This window comes from Wolbachia endosymbiont (group E) of Neria commutata (assembly GCF_964026735.1).
Lineage (GTDB): Bacteria > Pseudomonadota > Alphaproteobacteria > Rickettsiales > Anaplasmataceae > Wolbachia.
In genome coordinates, this window is record NZ_OZ034692.1 from 202,127 (window position 1) to 221,354 (window position 19,228).

At 35.8% G+C, this 19,228-nt stretch carries 15 protein-coding genes and 3 pseudogenes; 10 read left to right on the forward strand and 8 right to left on the reverse strand.

What is annotated here, in order from left to right; all coding sequences use genetic code 11:
- The first annotated feature begins 100 nt into the window (after positions 1 to 100).
- The 5 genes from AAGD89_RS01010 to AAGD89_RS01030 all read left to right on the forward strand — a co-directional run bounded on the left by AAGD89_RS01010 (position 101) and on the right by AAGD89_RS01030 (position 4,912).
- Positions 101 to 379: a YggT family protein gene (locus AAGD89_RS01010; RefSeq protein WP_341808958.1), complete on the forward strand. Its 279-nt coding sequence runs from the start codon at positions 101 to 103 to the stop codon at positions 377 to 379.
- Positions 380 to 2,503, forward strand: coding sequence for an FtsK/SpoIIIE family DNA translocase (locus tag AAGD89_RS01015; protein ID WP_341808481.1), 2,124 nt, complete (start codon positions 380 to 382; stop codon positions 2,501 to 2,503).
- A gap of 151 nt (positions 2,504 to 2,654) precedes the next feature.
- A complete protein-coding gene (gene rpmF / locus AAGD89_RS01020; protein WP_341808482.1) occupies positions 2,655 to 2,837 on the forward strand; it encodes a 50S ribosomal protein L32 in 183 nt (60 codons plus the stop codon).
- Between the two features lie 10 nt (positions 2,838 to 2,847).
- Positions 2,848 to 3,885 (forward strand): phosphate acyltransferase PlsX, encoded by a 1,038-nt coding sequence (gene plsX, locus AAGD89_RS01025; RefSeq protein ID WP_341808483.1) that lies wholly within the window; start codon positions 2,848 to 2,850, stop codon positions 3,883 to 3,885.
- Positions 3,878 to 4,912: a beta-ketoacyl-ACP synthase III gene (locus AAGD89_RS01030; protein WP_341808484.1), complete on the forward strand. Its 1,035-nt coding sequence runs from the start codon at positions 3,878 to 3,880 to the stop codon at positions 4,910 to 4,912. Before plsX ends, AAGD89_RS01030 begins: the two co-directional genes overlap by 8 nt.
- Before the next feature lie 12 nt (positions 4,913 to 4,924).
- Here the strand turns inward: AAGD89_RS01030 and AAGD89_RS01035 are convergent, their stop codons facing one another.
- Positions 4,925 to 5,305, reverse strand: coding sequence for a hypothetical protein (locus AAGD89_RS01035; RefSeq protein ID WP_341808485.1), 381 nt, complete (start codon positions 5,303 to 5,305; stop codon positions 4,925 to 4,927).
- Positions 5,306 to 5,503: 198 nt separating this feature from the next.
- On the opposite strand from AAGD89_RS01035, the gene AAGD89_RS01040 reads away from it, so the two are divergent.
- Positions 5,504 to 8,971, forward strand: a complete 3,468-nt coding sequence (locus tag AAGD89_RS01040) for a hypothetical protein (RefSeq protein ID WP_341808486.1) — start codon at positions 5,504 to 5,506, stop codon at positions 8,969 to 8,971.
- A gap of 110 nt (positions 8,972 to 9,081) precedes the next feature.
- Here AAGD89_RS01040 and AAGD89_RS01045 read toward each other — a convergent pair whose 3' ends face one another.
- A complete protein-coding gene (locus tag AAGD89_RS01045; RefSeq protein ID WP_341808487.1) occupies positions 9,082 to 9,459 on the reverse strand; it encodes a hypothetical protein in 378 nt (125 codons plus the stop codon).
- A 195-nt stretch (positions 9,460 to 9,654) separates the two neighbouring features.
- A pseudogene (locus AAGD89_RS01050) lies at positions 9,655 to 9,750 on the reverse strand (IS5/IS1182 family transposase); the annotation flags it as partial.
- Between the two features lie 151 nt (positions 9,751 to 9,901).
- Here AAGD89_RS01050 and AAGD89_RS01055 point away from each other — a divergent pair.
- Complete coding sequence (locus AAGD89_RS01055; protein ID WP_341808488.1) at positions 9,902 to 10,675, forward strand: lipase family protein; 774 nt, start codon at positions 9,902 to 9,904, stop codon at positions 10,673 to 10,675.
- A 534-nt stretch (positions 10,676 to 11,209) separates the two neighbouring features.
- Positions 11,210 to 12,460 carry a group II intron reverse transcriptase/maturase gene (gene ltrA / locus AAGD89_RS01060; protein WP_341807935.1) on the forward strand — a complete coding sequence of 417 codons (1,251 nt, stop codon included), beginning with the start codon at positions 11,210 to 11,212 and terminating at the stop codon, positions 12,458 to 12,460.
- A gap of 68 nt (positions 12,461 to 12,528) precedes the next feature.
- Here the strand turns inward: ltrA and AAGD89_RS01065 are convergent, their stop codons facing one another.
- Together AAGD89_RS01065 and AAGD89_RS01070 are read right to left on the reverse strand one after the other, a co-directional pair.
- Positions 12,529 to 12,939 (reverse strand): hypothetical protein, encoded by a 411-nt coding sequence (locus AAGD89_RS01065; protein ID WP_341808489.1) that lies wholly within the window; start codon positions 12,937 to 12,939, stop codon positions 12,529 to 12,531.
- Positions 12,940 to 13,150: 211 nt separating this feature from the next.
- Complete coding sequence (locus AAGD89_RS01070; protein ID WP_341808490.1) at positions 13,151 to 14,329, reverse strand: hypothetical protein; 1,179 nt, start codon at positions 14,327 to 14,329, stop codon at positions 13,151 to 13,153.
- Between the two features lie 138 nt (positions 14,330 to 14,467).
- Between AAGD89_RS01070 and AAGD89_RS01075 the strand changes: the two genes are divergently transcribed.
- Together AAGD89_RS01075 and AAGD89_RS01080 are read left to right on the forward strand one after the other, a co-directional pair.
- Positions 14,468 to 15,469 carry a pyruvate dehydrogenase complex E1 component subunit beta gene (locus AAGD89_RS01075; RefSeq protein WP_341808491.1) on the forward strand — a complete coding sequence of 334 codons (1,002 nt, stop codon included), beginning with the start codon at positions 14,468 to 14,470 and terminating at the stop codon, positions 15,467 to 15,469.
- A 384-nt stretch (positions 15,470 to 15,853) separates the two neighbouring features.
- A pseudogene (locus tag AAGD89_RS01080) lies at positions 15,854 to 16,381 on the forward strand (transposase family protein); the annotation flags it as partial.
- A 143-nt stretch (positions 16,382 to 16,524) separates the two neighbouring features.
- Here the strand turns inward: AAGD89_RS01080 and AAGD89_RS01085 are convergent.
- From AAGD89_RS01085 to AAGD89_RS01095, 3 genes and pseudogenes are all read right to left on the reverse strand, one after another.
- Positions 16,525 to 16,855, reverse strand: a pseudogene (locus tag AAGD89_RS01085) (IS630 family transposase); the annotation flags it as partial.
- A gap of 15 nt (positions 16,856 to 16,870) precedes the next feature.
- The gene (ruvX, locus tag AAGD89_RS01090) at positions 16,871 to 17,383 is read right to left on the reverse strand and encodes a Holliday junction resolvase RuvX (protein ID WP_341808492.1); all 513 of its coding nucleotides are present in this window, start codon (positions 17,381 to 17,383) and stop codon (positions 16,871 to 16,873) included.
- Complete coding sequence (locus tag AAGD89_RS01095) at positions 17,384 to 19,168, reverse strand: ribonucleoside-diphosphate reductase subunit alpha (protein ID WP_341808493.1); 1,785 nt, start codon at positions 19,166 to 19,168, stop codon at positions 17,384 to 17,386.
- Positions 19,169 to 19,228: the final 60 nt, after the last annotated feature.

Here is a 19,228-nt window from a genome sequence, read left to right on the forward strand (position 1 = left end):
AAAAATAATAAAATAAGTATAAAATTACAAAAACTAGACACGACTTGATTTTTAATCCTTCATGCAATATAAATATATTGATAATCATTTGAAGCAAGTCATTCATCCAATTATATATTTAATTAACACATTGCTTGACCTTTATAGCTTTCTTTTAATCTGTTGGATTATTCTAAATTGGCTTATTAAGCTCAATATGATAAACATATATAATGAGATTATCAGCAGCATAATGCGCACTTTGAATCAATTGACACACCCGCCACTAAAATTTATTAGAAGATATATACCAACATTTAATGGACTGGATTTGTCTATAATGATATTGTTAATAACAATTCATTTTGTAAAATATACGATAATTTACTACTTTAAGTAGATGTTTAAAAAATATCTAAAATCTGCAGTATATATAATACTTTTAATATATATTTATATATCAGTTTTTAGCTACAACTACAAAGATCCATCATTAAACACAATTACAGATCAGGAAGTAACAAATTTAGGTGGAATCGTAGGTTCATATTTAGCTGACGTATTGGTTCAATTTTTTGGATTAACCAGTGTTACAATAGCTACAACCGCGGTCTGTTTGATGGTTTTTAGGCTGCCCAAAATACTGCTAAAAATTCTCTACTTAATATTAATCAATTTAGGAATTTGTGCTGCATTATCACAACTTTTGCTAGATATTACTACAAGATACAGACATGGAGGAATAATAGGAAATTCACTAATTAGCCACTTTCCGTTTTACATATTCGCAGTAGCAGCATCAATAGGTTTAATTGGACTAATTGGTTGGAAGAGAACAACTTATTTGCTATTTTTCCTATGCAAAAAAATACTTTCTTTATTTGTGAGGATTCTATTCTTCAGATTACGTAAAATTCCTAAATATTACGTTGCTCCGATATTAGCAGAAGAAAAATACAGAGCTCAAGTGACTACAAAACAACCACCAAAAGAAAGAAAGAAAAAAGCTACCGAAGAAATTTTTGAGCCATCTGGCGAATTTGAATTTCCAAGTGTTCATTTGCTTTCTAAGGCGGAGGAGTCTTTGCAGAGAAAGCAGTTGAACGAAATGGAAAGCAATAAAAATTTATCTCTGCTCGAGCAAGTTCTTAATGATTTTGGCGTACAGGGAAAAATTATCAATATATGTTATGGACCGGTTGTAACTTTATATAAACTTGAGCCACAAGCTGGCACAAAATCTGCACGAGTTATTGGTCTTGCAGACGACATTGCACGTTCAATGAGTGCACTTTCAGCACGTATCTCAATAATTCGTGGGCAAAATGCTATGGGAATAGAGTTGCCAAATAAGGAAAGAGAGATAGTAATGCTGCGTGATTTGCTTGAATCGCCTGAATATCAAAATTCAAATTTGAACCTTCCAATTGCACTTGGAAAGGACATAAGCGGAAAACCAATTATTGCAGATCTGACCAAAATGCCCCACCTGCTTGTTGCTGGAACTACAGGATCTGGTAAATCAGTTGCAATCAATACTATGATTCTTTCGCTAGTTTTTAGGCTGACTCCTGATGAATGTAAGATGATTATGATAGACCCTAAAATGCTAGAGCTTTCAATATATGATGCAATACCGCATTTGATAACTCCAGTGGTTACGGAACCAAAAAAAGCTGTTATTGCTCTGAAATGGATAGTAAAAGAGATGGAAAATCGTTATCGCATGATGTCATACCTAAATGTACGCAACGTTATAGGTTATAATCAAAAAATCACAGAAGCGATGAACAGCGAAATAGAACTGGAGCGTGTTGTACAGATTGGCTTTAACTCAACAACAGGTAAGCCTTTATTTGAAAAAGTACCGATTAAAATGGAAACATTTCCATACATTGTAGTGATTGTGGATGAAATGGCGGATCTGATGCTTGTTGCAGGCAAAGAGATAGAATGCTCTATTCAACGTTTAGCTCAGATGGCAAGGGCTGCAGGAATACATATAATAATGGCTACGCAACGTCCATCTGTGGACGTAATAACAGGTGTAATCAAGGCAAATTTCCCCACGAGAATCAGTTTTGCGGTGACATCTAAAATAGATAGTCGGACAATACTTGGCGAACAAGGGGCTGAACAATTGCTTGGTATGGGTGACATGCTTTATATGGCCTCTGGTGGTAAGATCGTTCGAATTCATGGCCCATTTGTCAGTGATAACGAAGTGCAAGATATTGTTGATCACCTAAAAATGCAAGGCGAAGCAAATTATATTGAGGAAATTACTAAAGAAGATGAAAATTCTGCAGAAGGAGCAGATAGTGATTCTCAAGATGAAGAAAATGACCTTTATAATCAGGCAGTTTCTATAATTCAAAGAGATCAAAAAGTTTCAACTAGTTATATTCAGCGGCAGCTCAGAATAGGTTACAATAGAGCCGCAAATATCGTGGAGAGAATGGAGAAAGAAGGGATAGTCAGTCCTCCGAATTATTCAGGAAAGAGAGAAATATTAACTCAGTAGCTGTAAGAGTCGTTTAAAATCTTGTTTAGTCTTGCAAATGGGATTCACAACTTAAATTTCATAAGCAAAACTTACTTGCTTTACTATACCTGTTTACTTCTTCTAAAAAATATGTTACCAATAGACTTCAATTTATAGAATGGAGGAAATCTTGGCAGTTCCAAAAACAAAAAAGTCAAAATCAAGGCGTAATATGCACCGTTCTCATCATGCCATTAAGCCTAAGAATATTGTGGTATGTTCGACAACGGGAGAATTTATGTTGCCTCATAACGTGGCAGTTGACGGTAGTTACAAGGGGAAACGGGTCTTCATTAAGCAACAGGCAGAATAGCTGTTATGATATGTTGTCTACGGTCAATAATAACATAGTTGTTGCGCTTGATGCTATGGGGGGCGATTTTGCGCCTCTTTCTGTGATACAAGGGGCCAGTTTTTTTTTAGACAATCTTGTTGATTCAGACACAAAAGTTTTTTTTCACATTTATGGAGATCAGAAAGAAGTATCTCCTTTGCTTTTAAAATACAAGAAGGTGAGTACTAATTCTGAATTTACTCACTGTTCTGGTAACGTTCTTGCGAATGATAAGCCATCTTTTGCGTTAAGACATCGCAAAGATTCAAGTATGAGGGCTGCTATTGAAGCGGTAAAACAAGGTAGAGCTTTCGGAGTGATATCTTCAGGCAACACCGGAGCACTAATGGCGCTTTCCAGATTTATTTTAGGGACTTTACCTAATATTTATCGTCCTGCTATTGTTTCCATCTGTCCAACTAAGTCAAAAAGCTTTGCTTTGCTTGATCTTGGAGCAAATGTTGATTGTAATGCAGATTCGCTATTCCAATTTGCATTAATGGGGAGTATATTTGCAAAGGTAGCGCTAAAAATTGATAATCCTGAGGTTGCTTTGCTCAATATTGGTAAAGAAGAGGTAAAGGGTACTGACTCAGTACGTGGGGCTTTTGAGCTACTTAAAAATGCTTCAAACTCCATCAATTTCAAAGGATATATAGAAGCAAGTGAATTTTTAGAGGGCAATATAGATGTGATTGTTGCAGATGGGTTTGTTGGCAATGTGATGCTAAAAACAGCTGAAGCAACTGCTAGTACTTTTCTAGACCTAATAAAAGGTGAATTATCCAATTCTTTGATAGGAAAATTACTCGGTACGTTGTTAAAATCTAAATTAAAAAAAGCATTAGCGCGCTTTGATCCTAAAATTAGAAGTGGAGCTATATTTTTAGGGTTAAATGGTATTGTTATTAAAAGTCATGGAAATTCTGACGCTGTTTCTTTTGCTCACGCTATAAAATTTGCAGTAAACTCCATTGACGAAAATTTAAATCAAAAAATAATTAATGGAGTCAATAACATTGAATAAAAGCTTTATACTCAGTACTGGTTCTTATTTGCCAGAAAAGATACTTACCAACAATGAAATTTCATTGATAGTTGACACAAATGATGAATGGATAAAACAGAGGACAGGAATAACTCAAAGGCATATAGCAGGTGAAGGAGAGTTAACATCAGATTTAGCTGTAGAAGCAGCGAAAAATGCTATGAAAAATGCTGAAATTTCAGCAAATGATGTCGATTTAATTATAGTTGCAACAACAACACCTGATAAAACTTTTCCTAGCTGTGCAACAATTGTACAAAATAAATTAAAATGTAAAAACGCATTTGCTTTTGACGTGCAAGCCGCATGTTCTGGTTTTATATATGCAGTTACAGTTGCTGACTCACTCATAAACTCTAACAATAAAATTAAACACGCACTCGTTATTGGTGCTGAAATAATGTCTAGAATTGTTGATTGGCAGGATAGATCCACTTGCGTGCTATTTGGGGATGGTGCTGGAGCAGTGATAATGAAATCGACAGCACACTTTGGCGTTATTCCAGCGTGTGATGCTGGAATCTATGGTGGATCCCAGTGTCAAGCTACTCAGACGACAGAGACTCTTGCAAGTGGCATAATATCAACTGACTTATATTCTGATGGCAATGTGGATATGCTATGTACAAGTGGGGGAATATCGTCTACTGGTGATTCAGGAACAATATGCATGAATGGAAGAGAAGTATTTAAGCATGCAGTAGATAAGTTAATAGCCTCAATAAAAGAAACGCTAAAATGCAATAGTTTAAAAATTGCCGACATAGATTGGTTAATCCCTCATCAAGCGAATATTCGTATTATCGAAGCAGTATCAAAAAAATTAGAACTTCCTATCGAGAAAGTTATTAGCACAGTTGATAAACATGCAAATACTTCAGCTGCATCAATTCCATTGGCACTCGATTATGCAATAAAAGAGTCAAAAATAAAACCAGGGAGCCTAACACTGCTAGTTTCAATAGGTGCAGGACTAACCTGGGGTTCTATACTTCTGCGCTACTAAAATCTTCAGTTATTATTGATCGCTTTCTTCAATCTTCTCTATTAATTTTTTGACCATACTTCTCAATTGCTTGCTATATTTATTCAGGTCTTCGATTACATCATCGCTACGATTATATTGTTTAACTAATCCCTTATACTTAGCTTTTATATAATCAATCATTGCTTTCTTCTGAGCAATCATCTTGTTAACGTCCATACTATTATCAGGTATCATGTTAGGGATAGCCCCATCCAAAATAGCGCCAGCCATAATCTGCTGTGACATTTGCATAAATGGCTTTAAAGTTTGATTAAGCAACTCAGGATCCTTAGCTAGCTTTTCTATTTGCTCTTTGCAAGTATCCATATACTGCTTCATAAATTCATCTTCTTCTTTTCCTTTATCTACCATAAGTGTACCTATGTAAAAACATATATTCTTTATTATACATCACTTGTGAATTTAAAGCAATACTAAAACCATAAGTAAGTTGATAACATAATTTATCTAAAATCAAATATGCCACACCTAGCTGTCAAATTAATACATACTCAATAATTATACTATATCCAGCTAGATAGAATAAGCATAGATGAAACTAGTATAAGCATGTCAGCAAACTCAGGCAATGTAGTTTTCAAGAAGACATTTAAGATTGAAAAAGGAGTAAGCTTAGACAGAATATACCCTAATCTGACTCAGGAACTTGTAAATAATGATATGAAGGTTCAATTACAGAGTCAATTTTTGCCTAAGTATCAAGCATTGATAAAAGATACAGAAAGTAAAAGGGTTATTGGTGAATTTCCTATGTTCGGGGTTTATTTTCACGATGATTCTCGTAATAAATCTCTTAAAGTTGTTTACCCTTATCATTATTGGCCATTAATAACTTCTAGCGATTGTATCAGCTCTACCAATTGTACTTTAAAATTAGAAGTAGACAGCAATACGAATTACTATGATTTTTTGGTTAGTGGGAACAGATTCATTCAGGACGAGCAAAAACTAACGAAGAGTGAGATATTAGGATTACAGAATTTTGACTTTATGCAATATCATAAAGCTAAAAATAACGGTCATTTGTATCAAATAAGACCTACTAGTGATGCTATAGTACAATCTGGTGGGACTGATCGAGCAATACAATATTCAGCAGAATTACATGATACAGATTCCGAAACGACTTATTTCCTTCCATCAAAATATTGTATGTTTAATAACAACAATCAGATTGTGGTATGTAAGACTGACAAATGCGAGATAGTAAGTCGTAGCTATTATATAACATTAGTAAAGAGACAAAGTGGCTATGAATGGTACTTTTCAGATCAAAGCGGAACTAGGAACGATGGTATAAACGTAACTTTTTCTTTAGATGAAATAAACATAGACCACGCTTTGCTCAAGCAAATGGAATTGGAACAGACATTAAACCGATTAGCAACAAAACAAAATATATTAGAGACACAGTTAAGCGATTATGAAGAAGATAATAAATTACTGGCAGAAATAGAAAAAGCAAGCTCAAGCACTAAAACAACAGTAGGACTAACAGATTCTGAAGCTGAAATTGTTGCAGAGAAATTACTTGAAAGAGAAGGTAAATTAAAACATGTAATATATAACGCGCAGGTTGGTGGTAGGCGTTTGCCTGAGCTGCTTGAACCCGAATTGATGAAAGATGAAAACTTTAAAAGTGAGATAATGAATACTGTAAGAAGGAGTCTTACAACACTATCAACAGAAGTGGCAAAGGAACATGAGTTGCAAACGAAAATTTCAGAAGCTCTAAGAATAAACCCTGGAAATGCAAAGGGTCCACCAGGACAGAATGGTATTGCAGGTGCAACTGCAGGAGAAGTTGCTGATGTATTAGTTAATCAAAGAGCAACTGAGCTAGGAAAAGCAGTAATAAATGCAGATTTATTAAATCAACAATATCCATTGTCAAGTAAAATAACATATTGGGTAAAAGACTTACTAAGGAGAGATCAAGAATTTAGAAACGATGTAAAAGGTCCAGCAGGGCCACAGGGACCTGTAGGTCCATCAGGACAGAATGGTACTGCAGGTGCAACTGCAGGAGAAGTTGCTGATGTATTAGTTAACCAAAAAGCACATGATTTGGGAAAAGCAGTTCTTGGTGTTAAGGTTGGTGGACGTGGCTCAGATAAAGATAAAAGTAAATTATCATTGGAGCTAGCAACAAATTCAGATTTGCAACAGGGAGTGGCAAATAAGTTAAAAACAGATCCAGGCAAGGCAAGGGGTCCAGAAGGCAAAGTTGGTCCAATAGGACCAAAAGGACCTGAAGGTAAGCAAGGGCAAAAAGGTGAAAAGGGAGACAAGGGAGATTCTGGTGCAATAGGTCCAAGAGGACCTATTGGTAATACAGGAGCTCCAGGCAAAGATGGTGCAGTAGGTCCTGAAGGCCCACAAGGACCTGAAGGTAAGCAGGGTCCTATAGGTCCACCGGCAGAAAAAGGAGATCCAGGTAAAGATTCAGATCCTTCAGAGATTGTACATAGACTAGCTCACAGTTCTCGTTTTAAACGATCATTAAAAGGAGAAGATGGTGAGCCAGGTTATGAAGGTAAAAAAGGAAACCAAGGTCAGCCAGGAATAGAAGGTCTTCCTGGTCTTGATGGTAGAGATGGTAGAGATGCAGATCCTGCGGAAGTTGCTGAAAAACTTATTTCTAATAAAACTGATGAGTTGGTTAACATAATAAGGCAAGAGGTTGTTGATAGAGTCACTACTTGGGGAGCGTCTAAACGGTTGGTAGATAGTTTGACATACGACGATATAATACGAATCATTGAAGGTAAAGCTGATACCGGTCGACATAAATTATTTGAACGTTTGCTTAGTAATGCTGATTTACAAGATCCGAGCAAAGCAAAAACATTTATCGGTAATGAAGTTGCGGGAAATGCTGATTTACAAAACGCTGTTGCAGATGCATTAAGAAATGATCCAGGGAATGCAAGAGGCCCAAGAGGCAGAGATGGAAGGAAGGGAGAAAGAGGAGAAGATGGTGCAGCAGGTCCACGAGGCGATCTAGGACAAGATGCAGATTCTTCAGAGATTGTACATAGACTAGCTCACAGTTCTCGCTTTAAACGATCATTAAAAGGAGAAGATGGTCCTGAGGGTCCACAAGGTGAGAGAGGAGAAGATGGAGCTCAGGGGCCTGAAGGCCCACAGGGTATAAAAGGTGAGAGAGGAGAAGATGGAGTTCAGGGGCTTGAAGGTCCACAAGGCCCAAGGGGTGAAAAAGGGGGAAACGGTATGCCAGGTCCGCCAGGACCAGCAGGAAGAGATGGTGTAAATAGCTTCGCTCTGGATTCTAAGTTACAAAAAAGCATAGAAGACCTTCAGAAAAAGCCAGCATTGAAAATCGTACCAGGAGATACTAATGAAAATATACAAGAAGCAAATATTGAATTGGAAGGGGTAGGGGTCATTGCAACTTTTTTAGAGATCGGGTACTTTTTCAAGGGTAATAACCTATATATACGTAATCATATAACAGGCAAGAGTATATTAATTCCCCAAGATTTTCATTTTCTCAAAGTGGTTGAAGATGGACTTGATAATTACAAATTAGCCTTTTGTAATTATCTGGGAAATTTATTTTTTGACTATAAAAAATACAATTCAGAGTATGCAAACGTACTAGAAGAGTACAAAACAATTGACCTAAGGTATATAAAAAATGCAGCAAACATTGATTTGAGCAAGTATTATTACATGCATTCCCCATTATTTGCTGTAAAACAAGGCGAGTTCGAAGCGCAATCCACTGAGAATCGCAGTGCTGACGTGTATGAAATTGTGAAAGATAAAAAAATAGGCACTTTAATCGACGAATTTGGTTTTTTTCAGCATAAACAATTTTATTATGTAAATCATCATCAGAGATATGATCACCGTTCCCAAGAGCTAAACGTTACAATTGAAGACCACGAAGGTAATTTTCAAATTGGAGATAATATTATTCATCCAATTATACTACACGATGGTCGTTTCGACTTACTGGATTATTTGGGCTATCAGAATGAATTTATGTAGCTTCACTGCTATTTTTTTGGTTGCACTACAAATTGTCAAGACTCATATCAGAAACATAGCATTGCTTTGTTAGCAATAAGCTCAAAATTTGAGCCTATTATTTTTGAATTCTAAAGTCTGTGAATTCTAATTGAACTGAACTTTTGAGAAGGATTTTTTTCGTCTGGAGTTATATTGAATGTTAAATCTTGTCCATCCAAAAATAAAGTTTCGCTATCCAATTTGTAGTGATTTACATAACAGGCTTCGGTTTTGTTATCAGCTATAATTTCTGTAATGCTCATATCATCTAGATTTAGCACTATATTTTTATGCACACTGCCACCAGACGTTATGTATGTAAACAGGTTACGAAACATCAAACCTCCATTTTCACCTTGTTCCAGATAAAATGTGCTATAATCTTGATTGTTTCTACCACATTCTATTATTACATAAAAAGTCCCTTCTTCAAAAAAATTTGCATCACTATTAAAAAAATCTACCATGATATTGTCCTAAACTATTAATATGATAGCTTATATTTTCGTACAAGTCAATAAAATATTAATAAAGCAATAATTGAGCCCGGCTGTTTTAGGGTGCTTGATAAATCTTGCTGCAATTTATCAATAGCCCCCTGCGAAACAACTTGAAGCAAGTTGCTGATAAAATCTGGTAAGAAATCTCCAACCCGAAAGGTGTTAAAACTCGTGCCTAAAATTTACAATACCGGCAATAATATTAAACCTCATGTTATATTTTTTCTGAAAATTGCGGTAGGTGTGAGATAGAATCTTATTTTTCCCACTCTGGTCACACTTCTTACGGGATTTTTCTAAATTCCTCTGCCTTGGGCTGTAAAATGCTATTTATAATATAACTGTTTACGACAGTATTTAATGTTGTTATTCTTATACAAGCTTAATTGTATTGTGTGAGGTCAATATAATGGATTTTAACTTTTTACGTAATTGGTTCAGCACCATAACCGCTGATACGAATTCAAAATTTGGTGTTGTTGAAGAATCAACTCTGCCATTGAGCAGTGTCAACTTTACATATGATCTTAAGATAGAAGAAGGGAATGATCAAGAAAGAGATGATTTCGAATTTATTAACCTTCCTGATGAAAATGAAATACACTCTTTACCTTATTGTGAAACTGATGAAAGTGTTGCAGAAATTGCTGGGTTTAATAGAGAAAAATTATCGGAAATGTGTGCTTTTTCTAAGATCACCTATGGTAGTAATGATACACAATTATCTGAAGCTAAATATAAAACCAAAGCTGAATTGATCAATGAAGGCTATAGTATTATTCCATTTTTTTATAGCGATGGAAGACATGCAGGTTTTGTTTTCACAAAAGGCGAGGAAGTAACTATAGCCTACAGAGGCACCAAAGACATTTATGATTTAATGGCTGATGTAAATGTTACGTTTGCTACATCGAGTGAACTTTTATCTGAAGGTGGAAGAATGCACTCCGGGTTTTATAATGCGTTTAAAGACTCATGGTCTAGCCTTTATAAAATATTAGCAACTCATGCAAGTGAACAAACAGTAGAGATACAAGACTTTAAATTCAACTTGACAGGTCATAGCATGGGAGGAGCTATTGCAAAAATAGCTGCTTTATGTCTTAACAAAGCAGAAAATGCTCAAGACGTTCATGTTGCAACTTTTGGTGATCCAAGAGTTGTCAATGAAGGTGTGCCATAGAGACACAAAGAATGTTCTGAAAAGAGCAAACTAAGTGCAAAAGCTACGCAATAGATGAGGGTGGGCCCCTCGAAGCCGGTTTACAAGAGCAGGCTTCAAACAACCATAAGCTGCTTTGGTAAAGAGCCAAGGTAGTGAGCATTATGGAAAAGGCGTAATTATGCGTCATGTATGGAATAGAAAGATGAACGAAAGTGAACCACTGATGAAGTGTCGAAAACAATTAGGTGGCGTCAAAACCAGGGGGTCTTGATTAACCTGGGATAAGTCTATCAGGAACTTGTTTACTGGGTAGATGGCGTCCGGCATAGAGGTGGCATGAATCTATTTCAGGCTATTGTGTGGAACTACGGGAACCTGTCGTTTCGATGATAAGGGAGAAATCCAAGGAGCTAAACTCCAAGGGTGAGAGTACCGATACGGAAAACAGGGGCGGATCAGCTCGTAGTAGTGAAGAAGTTTCTGTAATGGGAATGGAGCGAAGGGGCTGAGTTATTCAGTTTTAGTTATTTGTCAACCGAAAGGGAGGAGTAAATGAATAAAACAAAGTCTTTTGATATACCGAAGCAACTTATTAGGAGAGCTTATAAACAAGTGTCCAAAAACAAGGGTGCTGCTGGTGTAGATGAGGTTTCGATAACAAAGTTTGAGGAAGATCTAAAAGATAATCTCTATAAACTATGGAATCGGATGTCATCTGGAAGTTATTTTCCAGAGCCTGTAAAAGCTGTAGCAATACCAAAAGGTACGGGAGGGGGACAAAGAATTTTATGTGTTCCTTCAGTATCGGACAGGATAGCGCAGACAGCAGCTACAATGTATCTAGAACCGTTAGTAGAACCGAAGTTTCATGAAGATTCATATGGTTATAGACCAAACAAATCTGCACTGGATGCGGTAGGAACTGCGAGGAAAAGATGCTGGTGGTACGATTGGACGATAGATCTTGATATAGCAGGATTTTTCGACAATTTGGACCACGAGTTGGCATTGCAAGCTATCAAAAGGCACACAGACTGCAAATGGGTCATACTGTATGTTGAAAGATGGATAAAAGCTCCAATTCAGCAAGCAGATGGCGGTAAGGTAGTTAGGGAAAAAGGAGTTCCGCAAGGAGGTTCAACAAGCCCGCTGATCTCAAACATATTTATGCATCATGTATTTGATGAGTGGATGAGACGAAAGTGCCCAACAATAGCATTTGAGAGGTATGTAGATGATGCGATAGTGCACTGCAAGAGTAGTAGGCAGGCAGAATTTATGAGGGTAGCAATAGAAGAAAGATTGGCTGAGTATAAGCTAAAATTACATCCTGAAAAGACACAAATTGTGTACTGCAAGGATGACAATAGGAAAAGTGAATTTCCTAAACAAAGTTTTGATTTTCTGGGTTATACATTTAGACCCAGGTTAGCAAGAAATAAAATAGGAAAGCATTTTGTTTCATTTCTTCCTGCGATTAGCAACAAGGCCAAGAAAAATATTACTACAACCATAAGGTCATGGAAAATACTACGAAATACACACAAAACATCAGAGGAAATATCAAAGATAGTAAATCCAATAGTCAGAGGCTGGTATCAGTACTATGGCAGGTTTTACAGGAAAGAGATATACAAACCTCTGAGAAACATAGAGCGGCACCTAGAAAAGTGGGTCAGAAGAAAGTATAAGAAGCTTCGAAATCATGGAAGACTAGCAAGGCAACTTCTAGGAAAAATGAGGAAAGAAGAGCCAAATACTTTTTACCACTGGACACTTGGTTTAGGGCAAAAGACTGAATAATGGGAGCTGTGTGAGTCGCGAGGTTCATGCACAGTTCTGCGAGAGACTGGTGGGGAAGTTCCACCGGTCTACTCTCCCTTAATTGCTAACAAACTCTGTTCACTCAAAGTAAATGATTTCATTAACTCATTAATTTGTAACCAAAACTTAGAGATATTTTGTTCTGCAGCAAATACGCACTTAATTATATCTCTGTAAGAGGAACAATTTTGTAACTCTGATTTCAAAGTCATAAGCATATTGATTGTTACGTCTGGAGATGCATTCTGAAGTGTTGCAGGTAACATCTTAAGTATACCAGGAATGTATTCCCTCTGCCAAAAGTCATGATCAAATTCTTCAATTTCATTTATAAATTGAGTTACAAATGGTAAAGTAAATTCTTCTACCCTTAAAGAAGTATGATTTTTTATGCAGCAATATATCTGTACTGATGTGTTGAGTAAGTTATATTCTTCATACAACAGTTTATAGAACATATCGTACCCATGTAGATTCAAGAGTTCAGAAAAAAAAATCTCCTATTTCTTCAATAGGAATATTGTTATCCAGTAGATAACAGATAATATAATCTGCACCAAAATTTGCTCTTTTTTGATTGAGAATAATGTTTCTAAAATCATTAAATAAAAACTCACGGCCTGTGAATATATTATTATTAACAATATTCGTGGTATCAAAAGCAATGATTTAAATGAATTTTCTTATCTGTTCCAAAGATAATGTATTTATTCGTATTAACCTATTTAACAAATGATAGAAAATTGGATGAGAGTGATAATATATGGAATAGATTTTTAAACATCTTACATAATCCGGTAGAGCACCACATACAATGCCGTTTTTTGCTTGAGCTTCTTTAATAAAATCATCTATTTCTGTTTGAGAATAAACATTTGCTGGAGAATTAGATAGGATTGCATTTCCTTCTATAATGAAATTTTCTATTTCTTGAGAAGAATCATTCCGGTTATTGGCACTCAGTGTTAAGTCTAAAATGCTTGGATCTATCAATTGTAATATTATATTTCTTGCCTGCTTCAGACTAAAGCGCTTATCTGATTTTAGTAATTTCAAAAAACTTTCTTTGTAGTGTATCAATTTTATCAAACTATCTCGTGATAACTTAATAAAAAAGTTCCTTATTCCTTTTTGGCAGCAAGAAAAGCTTAAAATTTCAGCAATTATTTCTCTGAGCTGTTTGTAACAATCTAATTTTTTTGTATGATTATCTCTGCTGAGTACTACGTCGAGTAGAGTGTTCGCTGTAACAACATCCTTGATAACAAATTTACCACTTTCACTTGGAAATATATTATTTTTTAGTACGTTGATAAACTCCATTGCCTCATTAGGAAGTTTAACTTTTTCTGAAATGATGTCTAAATATCTAACAATGGTTGAAGGATCTTGTGATCCAAAACCAAGAGCTTCATCACTTGGTTCTATTTTTGAAGCTATGTTCTCGGTAATTTCTGCAGCTTGCTCAAATGCAATATTTTCTCTTATATTTCCAGCGTGATCAAATCTAAAAGCAATAAAAATATCAAATATTTCATTAATTGAACATGAAAAATCTGGCATTTCATCATCCACTTCCTCCAATATACCTATACTAAAATATCTAAATGGATCATTTATTATATACAAAAAATCGACATCCTTTTTGACTAAGAATCTTATAAAGTTATCTACTTCGTTTTTAAGTAGCTCCTCTTCTATATTGCCTTTAGCTTCTTTATATGTTTCTTCACTGTAAAACTTTTTTTGATATGATGACGATAAAATTTCCTGATATGCGCTAATGTACGTACCTACATGAGCACGCATAATTTCACGTACAAAACCCAATCTAGCAACACTAAGCATACCACCTCACTTTCACATTTAAGAGAATTTACCATAAAATTTTATCTATTGCAACTAAAACTCTATTGGTTATACCGCTTTACTTGCACCTGATAATTTTGATATATTAATTGAATTGAAATCTATAGAAGTTTATACATGGCAAGTCTAAGTGTAAGAGAAGCTTTATGCATAGCAATAAGAGAGGAAATGGAGAATAATCCTGATGTGTTCGTCATGGGTGAAGAAGTTGCAGAATATGATGGTGCTTATAAAGTAACTAAGGGGCTACTAAAAGAGTTTGGAGAAAACAGGGTTATTGATACCCCTATTACTGAGCACGGATTCGCTGGTCTTGCTGTTGGTGCAGCGTTTGCTGGTCTGAGGCCAATAGTAGAGTTTATGACTTTTAACTTTTCTATGCAGGCTATTGATCAAATTGTGAACTCTGCAGCAAAGACAAATTATATGTCAGGTGGTCAGCTTGGATGCTCCATAGTGTTTCGTGGACCAAATGGTGCTGCAGCAAGAGTTGCTGCACAACACTCTCAATGCTTTGCATCTTGGTATTCACACGTACCAGGATTGAAGGTAGTAGCACCTTATTTTGCTTCCGATTGCAGGGGATTGCTTAAAGCTGCAATTTGTGATCCAAACCCGGTTATATTTCTGGAGAATGAGATAGCTTATGGACATGAGCATGAAGTTCCAGATTCTGAATTATCAAATAAAGACTATTTAGTAGAAATAGGCAAAGCTGCTGTTATACGCAAAGGAAAAGATGTAACTATTACTGCTTTCTCACTAAAAGTAATGGATGCTTTAAATGCAGCTGATTTGCTTGTTGGTGAAGGTATAGAAGCTGAAGTGATTGACTTAAGGACTTTAAGGCCGCTTGATGTTGAAACTATTATCAACTCTGTCAAAAAAACTAATAGATTAGTTAGTGTAGAAGAAGGATGGCCATTTGCAGGAATAGGAGCAGAACTTTCAGCTGTTGTTATGGAACAGGGATTTGACTATCTTGATGCTCCAGTTGTGCGGGTAACTGGTAAGGACATTTCACTTCCGTATGCTGCAAATCTGGAAAAAAAAGCATTACCACAAGTGGAGGATATAGTTGAAGCTGTGCGTAAAGTTTGTTTTAGAGCCTGTATGTAAGCTAAACAATAAATCTCCATAATGCCTTACCTACCAAAATGTAGATTTTCTTGACCAACAGCGGCTCCATTAACCCCAAGTCTGTATGGCTTTGTTGCATAGCTAATGCATTTTAAGGTATAGCCAACTAAGATAAGGTTTACCTAGATAAATTTTATAGTAAGATGATAGATTGAATAATAACGAGATGGAGTTAAAAATGCCCAAACCATACAGCGAGGACTTGCGAGAACGTGTTTTCAAGAGATCCCCTGCGAAAAGTAAAAAACAGATGAAAAACACTAAAAAGCGTATAAAATAAAAATTTTAGAAGAGTAAAATAGCAATAAGTTACGCAAAAGTTGCAAAAATCCAGTATATTTTCAGGCAATTAACGGGTCTGACAACATTACAAAAGATAGAACGCTGACTCCAGAGAGGATTTTAAAAATTTTAGCAGACGTCACGGAGCAACCGATACAGCGGCCGAAAGACAGCAAAAAACGTAAGAAAAGTTATTCCGGAAAAAAGAAAACAACCACGATGAAAACCGAAATTGTGATTGAGGGAAATGGGCAAATTCTGTCGATTTCAAAGTCACATCGAGGTCGAATGCACGATTTTGGCATAAGGAAACAGGAAAAATTGTTGCCCAAAGATAGCATAAAATATGCTGATTCTGGGTATCAAGGTTGGCAAAAACTGCAGAAAAACGTTGTGATTCCGTACAAAAAATACCGTAAAAAGCCACTAACGGAGGGGCAAAAGGAGCATAATCGAAAATTGGCATCGTTCAGGATGCGTGTGGAAAATAAGATTCGCGAGATCAAAATTTTTAAGATTATGTCAAATGTTTACCGCAATTTTCAGAAAAAATACAACTTGAGATTTAATATTATTGCGGGTATTCTGAACTTGCGGCATAGTTTTTAATAATTTTTGGGCTGGGGATTTCTTACCAGATTTTATCAGCAACTTGCTTTACGTTGTTTCGCAGGGGATCTCCTCTTCTAAAACTTTCATTTTACATGCTTTTTAATGTTTTTCATCTGTTTTTTACCTTTTCGCAGGGGGTCTCTAATTGTCACTTCCTTAATAGTTATGTTGGGATTTTCTTCTATCCACGCCTCAATTTGCTCACGTTGACTCTGATTCAGTATGGTTTTTCTACGGCGCTCTGGGGGGGCAAACAGTTTTTCTGTCCTTTCAAACTTTAGGTGTTTTATCCATTCAGTCAACGCAGTTCTTGAATTTTCATACCTTTGCTACAGCTGTTATACTGCTTTCTTTAGCTGCTATTACAGCATGTAGTTTTTTTGCAACATATGCATTATTTCTCACCTTCTTTAACATTTCTTTTGCTAACTTAACGACTTTTTCATCTAATAATTTTGATACCAATGCCATTCAAAATCTCTATAATTATACCGTTCCTGGTATATTCTTATTTCCCTCATTGCCTAATCGTTTGTTCACTAATGGAACTTGGTATAACGCTCGCTGTAGAATAATGCATGCGGCAATTTTATCATCTATTTTCTTTGATTTTGTGATTGATATCCCTGTGATTTTTAGCGCATGAGTTGCCATAGATGTAGAAAAGCTTTCGTCTTGTAAATATATATTTACTTTATATTTTTTGATTATTTTATTTGCAAATTCAATTATGACTCTACACCATTCATTTTCTTGTCCACTTGCTGAGAGTGGTAGCCCTATTACTATTGATTCAGCTTCATTTTCTTTGAGTATTCTGTGCAGGTAGCCCAAATCCTTACGCATATTTTTTCTGTGATAGATGCTATGGGCGGTAGCTATAAGTTGTGTTTTATCACTAAACGCTATTCCTACCTGTTTTCCTCCCATATCAAGGGACATTATGCGCTTATTTTTTGGAATACATTTTAGGAATTCATCTATATTTCTATGTAGCATTTATTGGCATGATATGCATTCATCATAATTAATATCTGTTTTTTGCTGCAATATTTCACTTTTTTTAAATATATCATGCGAAACCTTATCAGCTCTCTGCATTGACTGTGATCTACAGTAGTATAAACTCTTGAGCCCTTTTCTCCAAGCAAGCATGTGTATTTTGTGTAAGTAACGTTTGTGTACATTAGCAGGCAAGAATAAATTTACTGATTGAGACTGACAAACATATGGAGTTCTATCACTTGCATGTTCTACAATCCATCTTTGATCAAGTTCATATGCTGTTTTAAAGACTAATTTTTCATATTCGCTAAGGAAATCCAAATGTTGTACAGAGCCTTCGTTTGTTGAAATTGAAGACCATATTTTATCATTGTCTTGATTTTTTTCTGCTAACAGTTTTTGTAAGAATTTATTCCGCACTACAAATGAACCTGTTAGCGTCTTTTGTATAAATACGTTTGCTGCATATGGCTCTATTCCAGGAGAAGTGTTGCCTGCAATGATAGAGATCGAAGCAGTTGGAGCGATAGCGAGCTTGTGTGTAAATCTCTCGATTAAGTTGATTTCCTGAGCATCCAGGCAAGATCCCTTTTCTTCTGCTAGCTTTTTAGAAACTATATCTGCTTGTTCACGTAAATACTTGAATATTTTTTTATTCCATTGTTGTGCTACTACTGATTCAAAAGGAACCATTTTACTTTGTAAAAATGAATGAAAGCCCATAACACCAAGACCAATACTACGTTCCCTTATTGCAGAGTATTTTGCTCGCTTCATTTCATCCGGCGCTTTGTTTATGAAGTCTTCTAATACATTGTCAAGAAAACGCATTATGTCTTCTATAAAAAGTGTATTGTCTTTCCATTCTTCGTAGTACTCAAGATTTACGGATGATAGACAACACACAGCAGTGCGTGACTTATTCAGGTGATCATAACCTGTAGTTAAAGTTATCTCGCTACAAAGATTTGACATTTTAATGTCTAAATTGAGCTTTTTATAAGACTCTGGCTTATTATTATTTGTTGCATCAAGAAAAATGATATATGGTTCGCCAGTCTCAATTCTTGCTGTTAATATTTTGATCCACATATCGCGTGCTTTTACTGTTGAGATAACTTTATTATTGTGAGGACTAATTAAATCCCACTCTTGATCATTCTCAACAGCTTGCATGAATTTATCAGTTACCATTACAGCGTGGTGTATATTTAGTGCTTTGCGATTTGGGTCTCCACCTGTTGGCTTGCGTAAATCCAGAAACTCTTCTATTTCTGGATGAGATACTGGGAGATAGACAGCTGAGCTTCCTCGCCTCAATGATCCCTGACTAATTGCAAGCGTTAAAGCATTTTGTACCACAATAAATGGAACAATTCCTGATGTTTTACCGCTACCTTTCACACTTTCTCCTATTGAGCGCAGGTTTCCCCAGTAACTACCTATTCCCCCACCACGTGCAGCGAGCCAAACATTTTCATTCCATAAATCAACTATTCCCTGCAAGCTGTCTTCGGTTTCATTAAGAAAGCAAGAGATAGGTAATCCTCTTTTAGTGCCACCATTACTGAGTATTGGTGTTGAAGGCATAAACCATAGGTTACTCATGTAGTCATAAAGGCGCTGTGCGTGCTCTTTATCGTCAGAGTAGTAATTTGCAATACGTATGAAGAGGTCTTGATAACTTTCATTTTCTATTAAATATCTGTCCGACAGAACTGCTTTCCCGAAGTCGGTCAATTTACTGTCTTTTTCATAATTAATAGTAATGTTATTCATAATATTCCTCTTATTATCCTTTATATGATATATAGACACTTAAAGATCGCTTTGAGCGAT